Here is a 14,695-nt window from a genome sequence, read left to right as displayed (position 1 = left end):
CCGGAGACTGACATGCTGTACGACCTGCTGATCCGTGATGCATTTGTGATCGACGGTAGCGGCGCAACCAGTTACCGCGCCGATGTGGCCATCCATGACGGACGCATCCTGCGCATTGGTGCACTGCCTGACGCCTCTGCAATTGAAGAAATCGATGCCCACGGCCTGGTGCTGGCACCCGGATTCATCGACGTGCACACCCACGACGACACCGTAGTGATTCGCAAGCCCCAGATGCTGCCCAAGATCAGCCAGGGCGTGACCACCGTCATTGTCGGCAATTGTGGCATCAGCGCTTCGCCGGTCAGCCTGGCCGGTGACCCACCTGACCCGATGAACCTGCTCGGGTCAGCCCGCGAGTTCATCTATCCACGCTTTGCCGATTACCGTGCCGCCGTGCAGGCCGCCCGGCCAGCCGTCAATGTCGCGGCCCTGATCGGTCACACCGCCCTGCGCAGCAATCACATGAAGGACCTGCTGCGCACCGCCAGCGCGGGCGAGATCAGCGCCATGCGCGAGCAACTGCGTGACAGCCTGGCAAATGGCGCGCTGGGGCTGTCCACCGGACTGGCCTACGCATCGGCCTTCAGCGCCGAGACCGACGAAGTCATGCAGCTTGCCGAAGAACTGACGGAGGTCGGCGCTGTGTACACCACGCATCTGCGCAGTGAGTTCGAGCCAGTGCTGGAGGCCATGGACGAAGCGTTTCGCATTGGACGTCATGCACAGGTGCCGGTGGTGATTTCGCACCTCAAATGCGCAGGCGCGGGCAACTGGGGGCGCAGTCCAGAGTTGTTATCAGCCCTGGAAAACGCTGCCGCCACTCATCCCGTGGGCTGCGACTGTTATCCCTACGCGGCCAGTTCCTCGACGCTGGACCTCAAGCAGGTGACCGATGCGTTCAGAATCACGATCACCTGGTCCACACCGCACCCTGATCAGGGCGGACGTGACCTGGCAGATATCGCCGCCGACTGGAGTCTTTCTCTGGAGGACAGCGCACGCCGGTTGCAGCCTGCGGGCGCGGTGTATTACGGGATGGACGAGGCTGACGTGGAACGCATCCTCAGCCATCCGCTGACCATGATCGGCTCTGACGGCCTGCCGGAGGATCCCTTCCCGCATCCGCGCCTGTGGGGCGCGTTCCCCAGGGTGCTCGGGCATTTCAGTCGCGACCGCAAACTGTTCGAGCTGCACACCGCCGTGCATAAGATGACGGGGCTTTGCGCTGCGCGCTTCGGGCTGCAGCAGCGCGGTTTGATACGTGAAGGTTATTCGGCGGATCTGGTGCTGTTCGACCCGCAGCGCATCAGGGACGTTGCCGATTTCAAGGACCCACAACGCGCCGCCGAGGGCATCGAGCGCGTCTGGGTCAACGGCCGTCTGAGCTACGCCGACGGCGTCGGGCAGACCGAACGATGGGGACAGTTTCTGCCCCGCACCGATTCGCTGGTGGATGGCTTCAAGGCGGGTTGACCACTGGCGCATTGATCAACCGACGATGATGCCTCGGCACTCACCGAAGCCGATCGATACCTGCCCCGCACGATGACAACGTGCCCGCAGAATCACTTCATCGCCGCGTTCCAGAAAGCGTCGTTCCTCGCCATTGGGCAGGGCTACCACCTGTTTGCCGCCTTCGGTCATTTCCAACAGACTGCCGAACTGCCCCGGCTGCGGGCCGGACAAGGTACCGGTGCCGAACAGGTCACCCGGCTGCAACCTGCAGCCGTTGACACTGTGATGCGCCACCAACTGCGCCACGGTCCAGTACATGTTCAGCGAATTGCTCACGGCCAGACGATGGGGCTGCGCGCCAGCGGCTTTCATTTTCTCCGTCAGCAGCAGGACTTCCAGTTCGATGTCCAGTGCGCCGCCCTGTTGATCCGTCTGATCGAGCAGATACGGCAACGGCTGAGGATCGCCTTCGGGACGCGTCGGCTGGGCGCTGCGGAAAGGTTCCAGCGCTTCCGCTGTCACCACCCAGGGCGAAATTGTGGTCGCAAAACTCTTGGACAGGAAAGGCCCCAGCGGCTGGTATTCCCAGGCCTGAATGTCGCGTGCCGACCAGTCATTGAGCAGACAGAAACCGGCGATATGTTCGCTCGCCTGCCCGATATCGATGGCCTCGCCCTGCTCGTTGCCCGGGCCGATCCAGACACCCAGTTCCAGCTCGTAGTCCAGACGCTTGCATGGCCCGAAGGTTGGTACGTCCTGGCCCGCCGCAAGGGTCTGGCCATTCGGGCGCTTGATCGAGGTACCCGATATGCAGAGAGTCGAGGCCCGACCGTGATAGCCGATGGGCACATATTTGTAATTGGGCAGCAGCGGATTATCGGGTCGAAACAGCTTGCCGACGTTCAGTGCATGATGAATTCCGACATAGAAATCGGTGTAATCGCCCACCCTGGCTGGCAAATGCATCTTGCAGTCGCTCATGGGCAGCAGCAACTGCTCGGCGTTGGCTTGAGGTGGATTGGCTTCATCCAGCCAGTGCAGCAGCGCCGTGCGCAAGGTTTTGCGCGTATTGGCGCCAAGGGCAAAGAAATCGTTGAGTTGATCGCGGCTGGCGACCCCGGCGACCTCGCTTGCAGGGCCGTCGAACACACCGGCCTGCACGGCAGCCTTTAGATCAAGAATGCTGTCGCCAATGGCAACCCCGCCACGCGGGCCGGAATCTCCGTGACTGAAAACCCCCAATGGCAGGTTCTGCAGAGGGAAATCAGCGTGGCCGTTGGCGGACGCCACCCAACTGCGGCGGTTCGAAGCGGTAGTCATCAGGGCAGTTCCTTGTGGAAGGTCTTGGCCATGCCGTTCCAGCAGGCGTCGTAATCGGTCTGTCGTTGCGGACAGTCCAGCGCATGACGACTGGGGCGCAAGACCTTGCCGGTCTCGAACATGAACGCCATGGTGTTCTCGATCTTGTGCGGCTTGAGCTCGGCAGCAGTCGCTTTTTCTGCCGTGACGTTGTCAGGCCCGTGCGCGCTCATGCAGTTATGCAGCGAAACGCCACCGGGCATGAAGCCTTCGGCCTTGGCGTCGTAGGCCCCCTCGATCAGACCCATGAACTCGTTCATCAGGTTGCGATGAAACCAGGGCGGTCGGAAAGTGTTTTCCGCCACCATCCAGCGTGGCGGAAAGATCACGAAGTCAACGTTGGCCTGTCCATGGATGGCACTTGGCGAGGTCAGCACGGTAAAAATCGACGGGTCGGGATGGTCGAAGCTGACGGTGCCGAGGGTATTGAAACGGCGCAGATCATATTTGTAGGGCACGTTGTTGCCGTGCCAGCCGACCACGTCAAACGGCGAGTGATCCAGTTGCGTGGACCACAGTTCGCCGAGGAATTTCTGCACCAGCTCCATCGGTTCGTCACGTTCCTCGAACCAGGCAACCGGCGCCATGAAGTCCCGCGGATTGGCCAGCCCATTGCTGCCGATCGGCCCCAGATCGGGCAGGCGTAACGCACAGCCGTGGTTCTCGCACACATAGCCACGTGCATCGCCGTCGAGCAGGTGTACGCTGAACTTCATGCCGCGCGGCACTACGGCAATTTCCTGCGGCTCGATGTCCAGCAGGCCCAGCTCGGTGACCAGTCGCAGGCGCCCCTGTTGCGGCACGATCAGCCATTCCCCGTCCGCGTTGAAGAACGCCCGCTGCATCGACGCGTTGGCCGCATATACATACACACTGACGCCCTCGGCCTGATCCGCTGCCGAGGTGCTGGCCAGGGCGATCAGGCCGTCGAGGAAGTCGGTGGGGGCATCGGGAATCTCGAAGGCATTCCAGCGCAAGCGGTTGGGCGTGATCGCCCCCTGCCCGGCTCCGGTGATCTGTCGTGTCATGCGTTGATAGGCAGGATGCGCGGCAGACGGCTTGATGCGATAGAGCCAGCTGCGTCGCGCTTCGTCACGCGATACCGTGAACGCTGTTCCTGATAACTGCTCGGCGTAAAGGCCCAGCGGATGCTTCTGCGGCGAGTTCTGTCCGAGGGGCAACGCATCAGGCAGCGCCTCGCTGCTGAACTGATTGCCGAAGCCGGTCTGATAAGTCAGCGGCTGTTGCGTGGAGTGTGCAGGCATCTGGACCTCTTGTTGTTATGGGTCGAGCGACTGAAAAGTGTAACAGTAAGCGTAAGGCAATTACGCATAACGTAATTTGAGTTTGCAGGCCGGTCAAGCTATAAAGCTGCCTTCCCTGACAGGCGCATTCCCCTATGACCCAAGAGACCGATAGTCCTGCCAACGGACGCCAGCAGAAGGTCCAGGCTGCCGAAGTCGGCTTTGGTGTGCTCAAGGCTCTCGCAGAGCTGTCACCTTCCACGCCGCTGTCGAAACTGGCCGAACACCTGGGCATGCCTGCCGCCAAGGTGCATCGCTACCTGCAGGCGCTGGTCGCCAGTGGCTTCGCTGAACAGGACACCGTCACCAGCCATTACGGCCTGGGCCGCGAAGCGTTGCAGGTCGGTCTGGCATCGCTGGGCAAGCTGGACGTATTGAAAATCGCCGCGCCCTGGCTCGCGAATCTGCGCGACGAGCTGAATCAAACCTGCTTTCTGGCGGTATGGGGCAACAAGGGGCCGACCGTGGTGTACGTCGAGCCGTCGCTGGGTGCGGTAACGCTGGTCACGCAGATAGGATCGGTACTGCCGTTGCTCAGCTCGTCCACCGGTCTGGTGTTCGAAAGCTTTCTGGCAGCCGCTGAAACCACGCTGCTGCGCGAGCAGGAAGTGCCGCACCTGAATGCTGCCCAATTGAAGGAAATCGACCGTCATCTGACGCAGATCCGCACAACGGGCGTGCATCAGATCCAGGGCTTGCTGATGCCTGGCATTAACGCCGCATCCTGCCCGCTGTTCACAATGGGCAACAAGCTGGCGGGCGTGATCACGGTCGTCGGGCCGGGCTCGATACTGACCGAGCAGGCGCAGAGCATCGCGGCCACTCGACTACTGGAAACGGCAACCGCCATCAGCGAACGCATGGGCGGCTCGATGCCTGCCTGAAGGCGATGCCCGGCGCTGACAGCACCGGGCATCAACCTCATCAATCGGCGGTCAGTACGCCACGCTTGATCTGATCCCGTTCGATGGATTCGAACAGGGCCTTGAAGTTGCCTTCGCCGAACCCGTCATCACCCTTGCGCTGGATAAATTCGAAGAACACTGGCCCCATCAGGGTTTCGGAAAATATCTGCAGCAGCAAACGACGTTCACCGCCGTCGGAAGAACCGTCGAGCAGGATGCCTCGGGCTTTCAACTCATCCTCGGGCTCGCCATGGTTTGGCAGACGACCCTGGAGCATCTCGTAGTAGGTATCCGGCGGTGCCGTCATGAAGCGCATGCCGATGGACTTGAGGGCGTCCCAGGTCTTGATCAGGTCGTCAGTGAAGAAGGCGACGTGCTGGATGCCTTCGCCGTTGAACTGCATCAGAAACTCTTCGATCTGCCCTGCACCCTTGGACGACTCCTCGTTCAGCGGGATGCGGATCATGCCATCGGGTGCAGTCATGGCCTTGGAGGTCAGCCCGGTGTATTCGCCCTTGATATCGAAGTAGCGAATTTCACGGAAGTTGAACAGCTTCTCGTAGAAATTCGCCCAGTACGCCATGCGCCCGCGATAAACGTTGTGTGTCAGGTGGTCGATGAACTTCAGGCCGGCGCCGACCGGATGACGGTCCACGCCTTCGATGAAATTGAAGTCGATGTCATAGATCGAGGTGCCTTCACCAAACCGGTCGATCAGGTAGAGCGGCGCACCGCCGATGCCCTTGATCGCCGGCAGACGCAGTTCCATCGGCCCGGTGGCGATTTCAACCGGCTGCGCACCCAGTTCCAGCGCGCGGTTGTAGGCCTTCTGTGCGTCCTTGACCCGGAACGCCATGCCGCACACCGAAGGACCGTGCTCGGCGGCGAAGTACGACGCCAGGCTGTGCGGCTCGTTATTGAGGATGATATTGATCGCGCCCTGACGATACAGGGTCACGTCCTTGGAACGGTGAGTCGCCACCTTGGTGAAGCCCATGATCTCGAACACCGGTTCGAGAGTATTAGGGGTCGGCGAGGCAAATTCGATGAATTCAAAGCCCATCAGGCCCATCGGGTTTTCGTAGAGATCAGCCATGTCTGGCTCCTTGCAGGAAAGTGGTAAGCGGAAGAATGATCGCTGTCACAGTCCTGCGGGCGGCGCACACGAAATGCCTCGCACGCTGCGGGCGAGGAAGTCACCGAAAATCAGTTGCAGTCCAAGAATCTTCATAAGGCCAGCCTACTCCGGCTTGTCCGATTGTGCATCAGGGTGCGCCTGCAAAAAGGCCGGATGCTGCAACGCTCGCTGCTCCACCTGACGAATCCTGGGAAAGGCGTCGAGGTCGACATTGAAGCGATGCGCCGCATACAACTGGGGCAGCAGGTACACATCGGCGATACCGGGCGTGTCGCCAAAACAGAAAATGTCGCCGTCGATCAACTGTTCTACTGCATTGAGGCCTTCGCTGATCCAGTGGCCTATCCAGTCTGAAACGACCTGTTCGTCCTGGCCAAGGCTGCGCAACCGGTTGAGCACCGACACGTTGTGCAACGGGTGGATGTCGCACGCGATGATCGCGGCGACCGCACGCTGACGGGCACGCAGGGTCAGGTCGCCGGCCAGCAGGGAAGGTGTCGGATAGCGTTCTTCAAGGTATTCGATAATGGCAGGCGACTGTGTGATCACTTCACCGCCGTCCAGGCGCAGCGCGGGCACCCTGCCCTGCGGATTGATCGTGCGGTATTCAAGAGTGTGCTGCTCGCCGCCGTCGCGAATCAGATTGACCGGAATTGCCGCAGGCTCAAGCCCCTTGAGGGCCAGCGCAATACGCACCCGGTAGCTGGACGTCGAACGGTAATAAGTGAACAGATCCACCGAAGCCACCTGCTGGAACGCACCTGGCGTTGCCTGTTGTTATTTTAATCGTCATTTTTCGTAATCAACTTACGTAATGCGTAAACTGCGTGATCACTGAACGCATGTCAACACACGTCTGTGTTAGCTCAGGTCCAGCCCTCCAGCCGCAGCGTCGCGCGGACCAGCCTTTGCTCTTCATTTTCAATCTCGCGCAGGTTATCGCTGACACTCTGAATGTGCGCCAGCGCGGCCTTGCGCGCCTGTTCCGGCAGACGGCCGGTGACGGCGTTGTACAGACGGGCATGCTGGCGATCAATCTGGCGCTTCTGTGGCTCACGGTGATACAGGTTGTTGACCGAGGCAAATACCGTATTCAGGAGTAGATCGGTCAGCGAACGCAGGGTCTGCACCAGCACCGGATTGTGTGAAGCTTCGCAGATGGCCAGATGAAAGGCGTGATCAAGGCGCGCATGCTCGCTGGCCGGTAGCTCGTTACCTTGCGCGGCGACCAGTGCGTCGTAGCTGCGGGTGATCAGCACGAAGTCCGCATCGGTGCCACGCAATGCCGCCAGCCGCGCCGACTCGCCCTCCAGCAGGCTGCGCACTTCGAACAGGTCATAGAGCGTGCGCGGCTGTGAGCCGAACAGGTGCATGAGCGGCGAGGTGTGCTGATCTGCATTCATCCGAGCGACGAATGACCCCTTGCCTTGCCTCGTTTCAATGATGCCACGCGCCCGCAACAGCTTCAGACCTTCGCGCAACGCGGTTCGCGACACACCGAGCTTTTCGGTGAGGCGTCGTTCGGAAGGCAGCAACTGCCCGACCTTCAGCACGCCATCGACAATCAGCCGCTCGATCCGCTCGCAGACCACGTCTGCGACCTGGGCAGGTCTTGGCGTGGGTTCGTTGTTCATAAGGTCTCCGCTGAAGAAACGCTATCTTTTCTGTGGGAGGCGCGTTCAGTCAGTACGTTACGTGCGGCCCAATGAAGCGTGGACAAGCCTACTGGTATGACCAGTAAAGTCGAGCGAGCGCCGACCAGTTCAAATACAAAACAAGCATTTGATTTATATAGACCAAAAAAACAATATCGGAAATCAGATGCTCAAAAACTGGTTCGACCAGCGCTTTACGCCATAGACACTACGTCTCGCAACCTCAATGATGCAAGTCAACCGCTAGCCCGATAAAAACAATCCTGGGTTGCCTGATGAACATTCTTTACGACGAACGCCTCGACGGCGTACTGCCTGTTGTGGACAAGCAACAGTTGCTTCACGACCTTCAACAGCAGTTGCCCGATCTGGACATTCTGCACCGCGCCGAAGAGCTGCGGCCCTACGAGTGCGACGGGTTGTCCGCCTACCGCACCACGCCGTTGCTGGTGGTACTGCCGCGCCATATCGAAGAAGTGCAGACGCTGCTCAGAATGTGCCATGAACGACGCGTGCCGGTGGTCGCCCGCGGAGCTGGCACCGGGCTTTCAGGCGGTGCATTGCCGCTGGAGCAAGGCGTGCTGCTGGTAATGGCCCGTTTCAACCGGATTCTTGAGATCAATCCTGCTGCCCGTCTGGCCCGCGTCCAGCCTGGCGTGCGCAATCTGGCCATTTCCCAGGCCGCAGCGCCGCATGGCCTGTACTACGCGCCAGACCCCTCTTCGCAAATTGCCTGCTCCATCGGCGGCAACGTGGCTGAAAACGCAGGCGGCGTTCATTGCCTCAAATACGGGCTGACCGTGCATAACCTGCTCAAGGTCGAGATTCTCACCGTCGAAGGCGAATACATGACGCTGGGCAGCGACGCGCTGGATTCTCCCGGCTTCGACCTGCTTGCGCTGTTCACGGGCTCGGAAGGCATGCTCGGCGTTATCACCGAAGTGACCGTCAAACTGCTGCCCAGGCCACAGGTCGCCAAGGTGCTGCTGGCAGCGTTTGATTCAGTGGAGAAAGCCGGGCGCGCGGTGGGTGACATCATCGCAGCGGGCATCATTCCCGGTGGGCTGGAGATGATGGATAACCTGGCGATCCGCGCCGCTGAAGATTTCATTCACGCAGGCTATCCGGTCGACGCCGAAGCCATTCTGTTGTGCGAGCTGGACGGTGTCGAAGCCGATGTCCACGATGACTGCGCACGCGTTCGCGAGGTGCTGACGCTGGCGGGCGCCACAGAAGTGCGTCAGGCGAGAGACGAAGCCGAGCGTGTGCGTTTCTGGGCTGGTCGCAAGAATGCGTTCCCGGCGGTCGGCCGCCTGTCACCGGATTATTACTGCATGGACGGCACGATACCGCGTCGTGAATTGCCCGGTGTGCTGCGCGGCATCAGCGAACTGTCCGAACACTACGGCCTGCGTGTGGCCAACGTGTTTCATGCCGGCGACGGCAACATGCACCCGCTGATTCTGTTCGATGCCAATCAGCCCGGCGAGCTTGCGCGCGCCGAAGAACTGGGCGGAAAAATCCTTGAACTGTGCGTCAAGGTCGGCGGCAGCATCACCGGCGAGCACGGCGTCGGGCGGGAGAAAATCAATCAGATGTGCGCGCAGTTCAACAGCGATGAACTGACCCTGTTTCATGCGATCAAGGCCGCGTTCGATGCCAGCGGCCTGCTCAACCCCGGCAAGAACATCCCGACACTGCATCGCTGTGCAGAGTTCGGCGCGATGCATGTGCATGCCGGGCAACTGCCCTTCCCTGATCTGGAGCGCTTCTGATGATTGCACAGGACAGAGACGCCAGCGCCAGCCTGCTCGATCAGGTCAACCACGCCTTGCGCGACGCCACACCACTGCGTATTCAGGGCAGCAACAGCAAGGCGTTTCTCGGCCGTGAAGTGTCAGGCGAGGTGCTGGACACTCGCGCTCACTGCGGCATCGTCAGTTATGACCCGACCGAGCTGGTTATCACCGCGCGTGCAGGCACACTGTTGAGCGAACTGATGCAGACGCTTGAAGATGCCGGTCAGATGCTGCCCTGCGAGCCGCCGACCTTCGGCAATGCCACGCTGGGCGGCATGGTCGCGGCCGGGCTGTCCGGCCCGCGTCGGCCGTGGAGCGGCTCGGTACGCGATTTCGTACTGGGCACCCGTGTGATCACCGGCCATGGCAAGCACCTGCGCTTCGGCGGCGAAGTGATGAAGAACGTGGCGGGCTACGACGTCTCGCGTCTGATGGCAGGCAGCATGGGTTGTCTGGGCGTGCTGACCGAGGTGTCGCTCAAGGTGCTGCCAAGGCCGCGCCTGTGCAGCAGTATTGCGCTGGAAATGGACAGTGCCCGCGCGCTGACGAGCCTGACGGAATGGGGCCAGCAGCCGATGCCGATCAGCGCCGCCAGCCATGATGGAAAGATATTGCGTCTGCGCCTTGAAGGTGGCGAAGGCTCGGTGGCCGCTGCACACGACAGACTGGGTGGCGAAAAACTGGAGCCGACGTATTGGCAAGCGCTCAATGAACAGCGCCTGCCGTTCTTCGACGACCCGCGCGCGCTGTGGCGGCTCTGCGTGCCGGCCGATACCGGTGTGCTGGATCTGCCGGGCGAGCAACTCATCGACTGGGCCGGGGGACAGCGCTGGCTGAAATCCGATGCCAGCGGCGAGTCCATTCGTGCCATGGTCATCGCTGTGGGTGGGCATGCGACCTGCTATACGCCGGGGCACCATGACTGCCCGTTCCAGCCCTTGGCCACGCCGCTGCTGCGCTACCACCATCAACTCAAAGCCAGGCTGGACCCGCAAGGGATCTTCAACCCCGGCCGACTGTACGCGGAGCTCTGAACCATGCAGACCACCCTGAGCGAACAGGCCAGACAACTGCCCCGCGCTGAAGAAGCCGAACGTATTCTGCGCAGTTGCGTGCACTGCGGTTTCTGCAACGCCACCTGCCCGACCTATCAGTTGCTGGGCGATGAGCTCGACGGTCCACGAGGACGGATCTACCTGATCAAGCAGGTGCTGGAAGGCAATGAAGTCACCGAGAAAACCCAGTTGCACCTGGACCGTTGCCTGAGCTGCCGCAACTGCGAGACCACCTGCCCGTCGGGCGTCGATTATCACAATCTGCTGGACATCGGCCGCGCTGTCGTCGATGCCGCCGTGCCCCGTCCGCTGGGTCAACGACTGGTACGTGAAGGCCTGCGCAACGTGGTGCCCAACGCAAGCCTGTTCAAATCGCTGACCCGCATGGGCACCACGTTTCGCCCGCTGCTGCCGGGTATGTTGAAAGACAAATTGCCGGACACGATTCACCCGGCAGGCGTCCGTCCGGTCACTCGCCAGGCACGTCAGGTGTTGATGCTGGAAGGCTGCGTGCAACCGGCCCTGTCGCCCAACACCAACGCGGCCACCGCACGCGTGCTGGACCGCCTCGGCATCAGCGTCACGCCGATCAGCGAAGCGGGCTGCTGCGGCGCAGTGGATTACCACCTCAATGCGCAGGAAGCCGGGCTGGACCGTGCCCGGCGCAATATCGACGCGTGGTGGCCAGCCATCGAAGCCGGCGCGCAGAGCATTGTCCAGACGGCCAGTGGCTGCGGGGCGTTCGTCAAGGATTACGGCCATTTGTTGCGTCACGACCCGGACTACGCCGAGAAAGCCGCGCAGGTCAGTGCAAAGGCCCGGGATCTGGTCGAGGTGCTGCGCGACGAACCTCTGGAAACGCTCGGCATCAAAACCGACACGCGGCTGGCATTCCATTGCCCGTGCACCTTGCAGCATGCGCAAAAGCTGGGTGGCGAGGTCGAACGGGTGCTGACTCGTCTAGGCTTCAACCTGACCGCTGTACCGGATGGCCATCTGTGCTGCGGCTCGGCAGGCACTTACTCGGTCACCCAGCCGGTCCTGGCCCGCCAGTTGCGCGACAACCGCATGAACGCGCTGGAAAGCGGCAAACCTCAGGTGATCGCTACGGCAAACATCGGTTGCCAGACGCATCTGGCGAGCGCCAATCGAACGCCGGTGCGGCACTGGATCGAGCTGATCGATCAGGCACTCAACGGAACCCACTGAACAGTTCCACACCTCTTTTCTCAGGAGAACACATGAAAATCAAAGCCGTTTTGACCCAGAACGAAGTCAGCCAGATACTCGTCGCTGCGCGTGAAGAAGCCCACACCAACGGCTGGGCGGTGGCGATTGCCATCGTCGACGACGGCGGCCACCTGCTGGCGTTCGAACGCCTGGACGACGCCTCGCCGATCAGCAGCTACATCTCCATCGAAAAAGCCCGAACCTCGGCATTGGGCAAACGCGAATCCAAGGGCTACGAAGAGATGGTCAATGGCGGCCGCACGGCGTTTCTCAGCGCCCCGCTGCTGACGTCCCTGGAAGGCGGAGTGCCGGTGATCGTCGACGGCCAAGTGATCGGCGCGGTCGGCGTATCCGGCGTGAAGGCCGATCAGGATGCCCAGGTCGCCAAGGCAGGTATCGCGGCGCTGAATGCGGATTGAGGGCCCGACACCTTAAACAGGTCGTTCCCATGCTCCAGTGTGGTAACGCCGCCCAGGACGCTCCGCGTCCGCTCTTGAACGTGACGCAGAGCGTCACGGGATGCTTGCCAACGCGGAGCATTGGCACGATCAGAACCTTAACCAAGGACCTTTCCTCATGACCGACTTCATCAAATGCCAACGCCTCAAGGTGGCCGTCAATCTGCAACGCTTCGTCGAGGAAGAAGTCCTGCCTGGCACCGGACTGGACCCGGAAGCGTTCTGGGAAGGCTTCGATGCGCTGGTCCACGAACTGGCCCCGCGCAATCGCGAATTGCTGGCCGAGCGTGAGCGCCTGCAGGCCGAACTGGACGCCTGGCACAAGAAGCATCCCGGCCCGATCAGCGACATGCCCGCCTACCGCGAGTTTCTGACCACCATCGGCTACCTGCGCCCGGTGCCGGAGCAGGTCAAGGCAACGACTTCCAATGTCGATCTGGAAATCAGCGAACAGGCAGGCCCGCAACTGGTGGTTCCCGCCAGCAATGCACGCTACGCGCTGAACGCCGCCAATGCCCGCTGGGGTTCGCTGTACGACGCGCTGTACGGCACTGACGCCATCGATACCTCCAACGGCGCCGAAATCAGCGCAGGCTACAACCCGCTACGCGGTGCCAAGGTGATTGTGTTCGCCCGCGAACTGCTCGACGAAGCCGTGCCGCTTGCCAACGGCAGCCACATCAACGCCCGCAATTACCGCATTGAAGACGGCCAGTTGCGCATCGCGCTGGCCGATGGCACCCAGACCGTCCTGCAGCAGCCGGAAAAGTACGTCGGTTTTCAGGGCGAGCCAGGCAAGCCTGACGCGATCCTGCTCAAGAACAATGGCCTGCACATCGAGATCCAGATCGACCCACGCCACCCGGTCGGCAGCAGCGATGTGGCCGGAATCAAGGACCTGCTGCTGGAGTCGGCACTGTCCACCATCATCGACTGTGAAGACTCGGTGGCTGCAGTGGACGCCGACGACAAGATACAGGTGTACCGCAACTGGCTGGGCCTGATGAAGGGCGACCTCGCCGCCACCCTCGACAAGGGTGGCAAGCCGGTCACTCGCACCCTCAATCCGGATCGGTCCTACAAGGCAGCGAATGGCGGCGAACTCAAACTGCGCGGCCGTTCACTGCTGTTCATTCGTAACGTCGGCCATCTGATGACCAACCCGGCGATCATCGACCACGACGGGCATGAGATTCCCGAGGGCATTCTGGACGGCGTGATGACCAGCCTGATTGCGCTTCACGACCTCAAACGACGCGGCAACTCCCGCGCAGGCAGTATCTACATCGTCAAACCGAAAATGCACGGCCCGGACGAAGTGGCGTTCGCCGATCAACTGTTCAACCGGATTGAGGACGTGCTCAAGCTGCCTCGCCATACCGTGAAGATGGGCATCATGGACGAGGAGCGGCGCACCAGCGTCAACCTCAAGGCGTGCATCGAAGCGGCCTCGGCGCGGGTCGCGTTTATCAATACCGGCTTTCTGGACCGAACCGGCGATGAAATTCACAGCGCCATGCAGGCAGGTCCGGTGCTGCGCAAGGGCGAGATGAAAAACGCGCCGTGGATCAGGGCGTATGAGCGCAGCAACGTACTGGTGGGACTGGCCTGCGGATTGAGAGGACGCGCGCAGATCGGCAAGGGCATGTGGGCGATGCCGGACCGCATGGCGGACATGCTGGAGCAGAAAATCGGCCATCCGCAGTCTGGCGCCACCACGGCCTGGGTGCCATCGCCGACGGCCGCGACCCTGCACGCCCTGCACTATCACCGGGTCGACGTGCGTGCTGTTCAGCAGACGCTTGAACAGGTGAATCTGGAGGACGTAAGGGAACAACTGCTCGACGATCTGCTCACCATCCCGGTGGTCGCCGATCCGCAATGGACGCTGGAGCAGATTCGCGAAGAGCTGGAGAACAACGCACAGGGTCTGCTCGGCTACGTGGTGCGCTGGGTAGAACAGGGCGTGGGCTGTTCCAAGGTGCCGGACATCCACGATGTCGGGTTGATGGAAGACCGCGCGACTTTGCGCATTTCCAGTCAGCACATGGCCAACTGGCTGCTGCACAAGGTGGTCGATGCCCAGTACGTGCAAAGCGTGCTGGAGCGCATGGCCAAGGTGGTGGACAAGCAGAACGCCGGAGACTCGCATTACCAGGCCATGGCGAAGGACTTCAAGCATTCGTCAGCGTTCAGGACTGCCTGCGATCTGGTATTCAAAGGCTGCGAGCAACCCGCCGGTTACACCGAGCCACTGCTGCATGAGTCAAGACTGGCGTTCAAGGACAGGAAGCATCCGTAGATCGCCCGCACTGCAGTGCCGAATATTTCTCT

The 14,695-nt window shown here is 61.3% G+C and carries 12 protein-coding genes; 7 read left to right on the top strand and 5 right to left on the bottom strand.

Annotated elements, in window-relative coordinates:
- Window positions 1-12 precede the first annotated feature (12 nt).
- Window positions 13-1,476 carry an N-acyl-D-amino-acid deacylase family protein gene (locus QRN20_RS03485; RefSeq protein ID WP_217384875.1) on the top strand — a complete coding sequence of 488 codons (1,464 nt, stop codon included), beginning with the start codon at window positions 13-15 and terminating at the stop codon, window positions 1,474-1,476.
- 15 nt (window positions 1,477-1,491) lie between these two features.
- Here the strand turns inward: QRN20_RS03485 and fahA are convergent, their stop codons facing one another.
- Window positions 1,492-2,778 carry a fumarylacetoacetase gene (gene fahA, locus QRN20_RS03480; protein WP_217670583.1) on the bottom strand — a complete coding sequence of 429 codons (1,287 nt, stop codon included), beginning with the start codon at window positions 2,776-2,778 and terminating at the stop codon, window positions 1,492-1,494.
- Complete coding sequence (gene hmgA, locus QRN20_RS03475) at window positions 2,778-4,082, bottom strand: homogentisate 1,2-dioxygenase (protein WP_122429159.1); 1,305 nt, start codon at window positions 4,080-4,082, stop codon at window positions 2,778-2,780. Before hmgA ends, fahA begins: the two co-directional genes overlap by 1 nt.
- Before the next feature lie 134 nt (window positions 4,083-4,216).
- On the opposite strand from hmgA, the gene QRN20_RS03470 reads away from it, so the two are divergent.
- On the top strand, window positions 4,217-5,005 hold the full coding sequence (locus tag QRN20_RS03470) for an IclR family transcriptional regulator (RefSeq protein ID WP_122468009.1): 789 nt from the start codon (window positions 4,217-4,219) through the stop codon (window positions 5,003-5,005).
- Window positions 5,006-5,045: 40 nt separating this feature from the next.
- On the opposite strand, the gene hppD is transcribed toward QRN20_RS03470, so the two are convergent.
- From hppD to glcC, 3 genes are all read right to left on the bottom strand, one after another.
- The gene (gene hppD / locus QRN20_RS03465; RefSeq protein WP_122436235.1) at window positions 5,046-6,122 is read right to left on the bottom strand and encodes a 4-hydroxyphenylpyruvate dioxygenase; all 1,077 of its coding nucleotides are present in this window, start codon (window positions 6,120-6,122) and stop codon (window positions 5,046-5,048) included.
- Between the two features lie 144 nt (window positions 6,123-6,266).
- The gene (maiA, locus tag QRN20_RS03460) at window positions 6,267-6,902 is read right to left on the bottom strand and encodes a maleylacetoacetate isomerase (protein WP_088235561.1); all 636 of its coding nucleotides are present in this window, start codon (window positions 6,900-6,902) and stop codon (window positions 6,267-6,269) included.
- Window positions 6,903-7,030: 128 nt separating this feature from the next.
- Window positions 7,031-7,798: a transcriptional regulator GlcC gene (gene glcC, locus QRN20_RS03455; protein WP_043304390.1), complete on the bottom strand. Its 768-nt coding sequence runs from the start codon at window positions 7,796-7,798 to the stop codon at window positions 7,031-7,033.
- A 296-nt stretch (window positions 7,799-8,094) separates the two neighbouring features.
- On the opposite strand from glcC, the gene glcD reads away from it, so the two are divergent.
- From glcD to QRN20_RS03430, 5 genes are all read left to right on the top strand, one after another.
- Window positions 8,095-9,594, top strand: coding sequence for a glycolate oxidase subunit GlcD (gene glcD / locus QRN20_RS03450; protein WP_057410248.1), 1,500 nt, complete (start codon window positions 8,095-8,097; stop codon window positions 9,592-9,594).
- The gene (gene glcE, locus QRN20_RS03445) at window positions 9,594-10,652 is read left to right on the top strand and encodes a glycolate oxidase subunit GlcE (RefSeq protein ID WP_122606485.1); all 1,059 of its coding nucleotides are present in this window, start codon (window positions 9,594-9,596) and stop codon (window positions 10,650-10,652) included. The genes glcD and glcE overlap by 1 nt, the downstream gene beginning before the upstream one ends.
- A 3-nt stretch (window positions 10,653-10,655) precedes the next feature.
- Window positions 10,656-11,882: a glycolate oxidase subunit GlcF gene (glcF, locus tag QRN20_RS03440; RefSeq protein ID WP_029243769.1), complete on the top strand. Its 1,227-nt coding sequence runs from the start codon at window positions 10,656-10,658 to the stop codon at window positions 11,880-11,882.
- A gap of 32 nt (window positions 11,883-11,914) precedes the next feature.
- Complete coding sequence (locus QRN20_RS03435) at window positions 11,915-12,322, top strand: heme-binding protein (RefSeq protein ID WP_029243770.1); 408 nt, start codon at window positions 11,915-11,917, stop codon at window positions 12,320-12,322.
- A gap of 157 nt (window positions 12,323-12,479) precedes the next feature.
- Window positions 12,480-14,663, top strand: coding sequence for a malate synthase G (locus QRN20_RS03430; protein WP_058431135.1), 2,184 nt, complete (start codon window positions 12,480-12,482; stop codon window positions 14,661-14,663).
- Window positions 14,664-14,695: the final 32 nt, after the last annotated feature.

The organism is Pseudomonas sp. fls2-241-TYG-175, assembly GCF_030209155.1.
Lineage (GTDB): Bacteria > Pseudomonadota > Gammaproteobacteria > Pseudomonadales > Pseudomonadaceae > Aquipseudomonas > Aquipseudomonas viridiflava.
This window is presented reverse-complemented; position numbering and strand designations above follow the sequence as displayed.

What these genes read in the sequence shown, in the direction of transcription:
- hppD (WP_122436235.1), bottom strand. Translation starts at nt 6,122, where the DNA reads ATGGCTGATCTCTACGAAAACCCGATGGGCCTGATGGGCTTTGAATTC.
- QRN20_RS03485 (WP_217384875.1), top strand. Translation starts at nt 13, where the DNA reads ATGCTGTACGACCTGCTGATCCGTGATGCATTTGTGATCGACGGTAGC.
- glcE (WP_122606485.1), top strand. Translation starts at nt 9,594, where the DNA reads ATGATTGCACAGGACAGAGACGCCAGCGCCAGCCTGCTCGATCAGGTC.
- QRN20_RS03430 (WP_058431135.1), top strand. Translation starts at nt 12,480, where the DNA reads ATGACCGACTTCATCAAATGCCAACGCCTCAAGGTGGCCGTCAATCTG.
- glcC (WP_043304390.1), bottom strand. Translation starts at nt 7,798, where the DNA reads ATGAACAACGAACCCACGCCAAGACCTGCCCAGGTCGCAGACGTGGTC.
- hmgA (WP_122429159.1), bottom strand. Translation starts at nt 4,082, where the DNA reads ATGCCTGCACACTCCACGCAACAGCCGCTGACTTATCAGACCGGCTTC.
- QRN20_RS03435 (WP_029243770.1), top strand. Translation starts at nt 11,915, where the DNA reads ATGAAAATCAAAGCCGTTTTGACCCAGAACGAAGTCAGCCAGATACTC.
- glcF (WP_029243769.1), top strand. Translation starts at nt 10,656, where the DNA reads ATGCAGACCACCCTGAGCGAACAGGCCAGACAACTGCCCCGCGCTGAA.
- fahA (WP_217670583.1), bottom strand. Translation starts at nt 2,778, where the DNA reads ATGACTACCGCTTCGAACCGCCGCAGTTGGGTGGCGTCCGCCAACGGC.
- glcD (WP_057410248.1), top strand. Translation starts at nt 8,095, where the DNA reads ATGAACATTCTTTACGACGAACGCCTCGACGGCGTACTGCCTGTTGTG.
- QRN20_RS03470 (WP_122468009.1), top strand. Translation starts at nt 4,217, where the DNA reads ATGACCCAAGAGACCGATAGTCCTGCCAACGGACGCCAGCAGAAGGTC.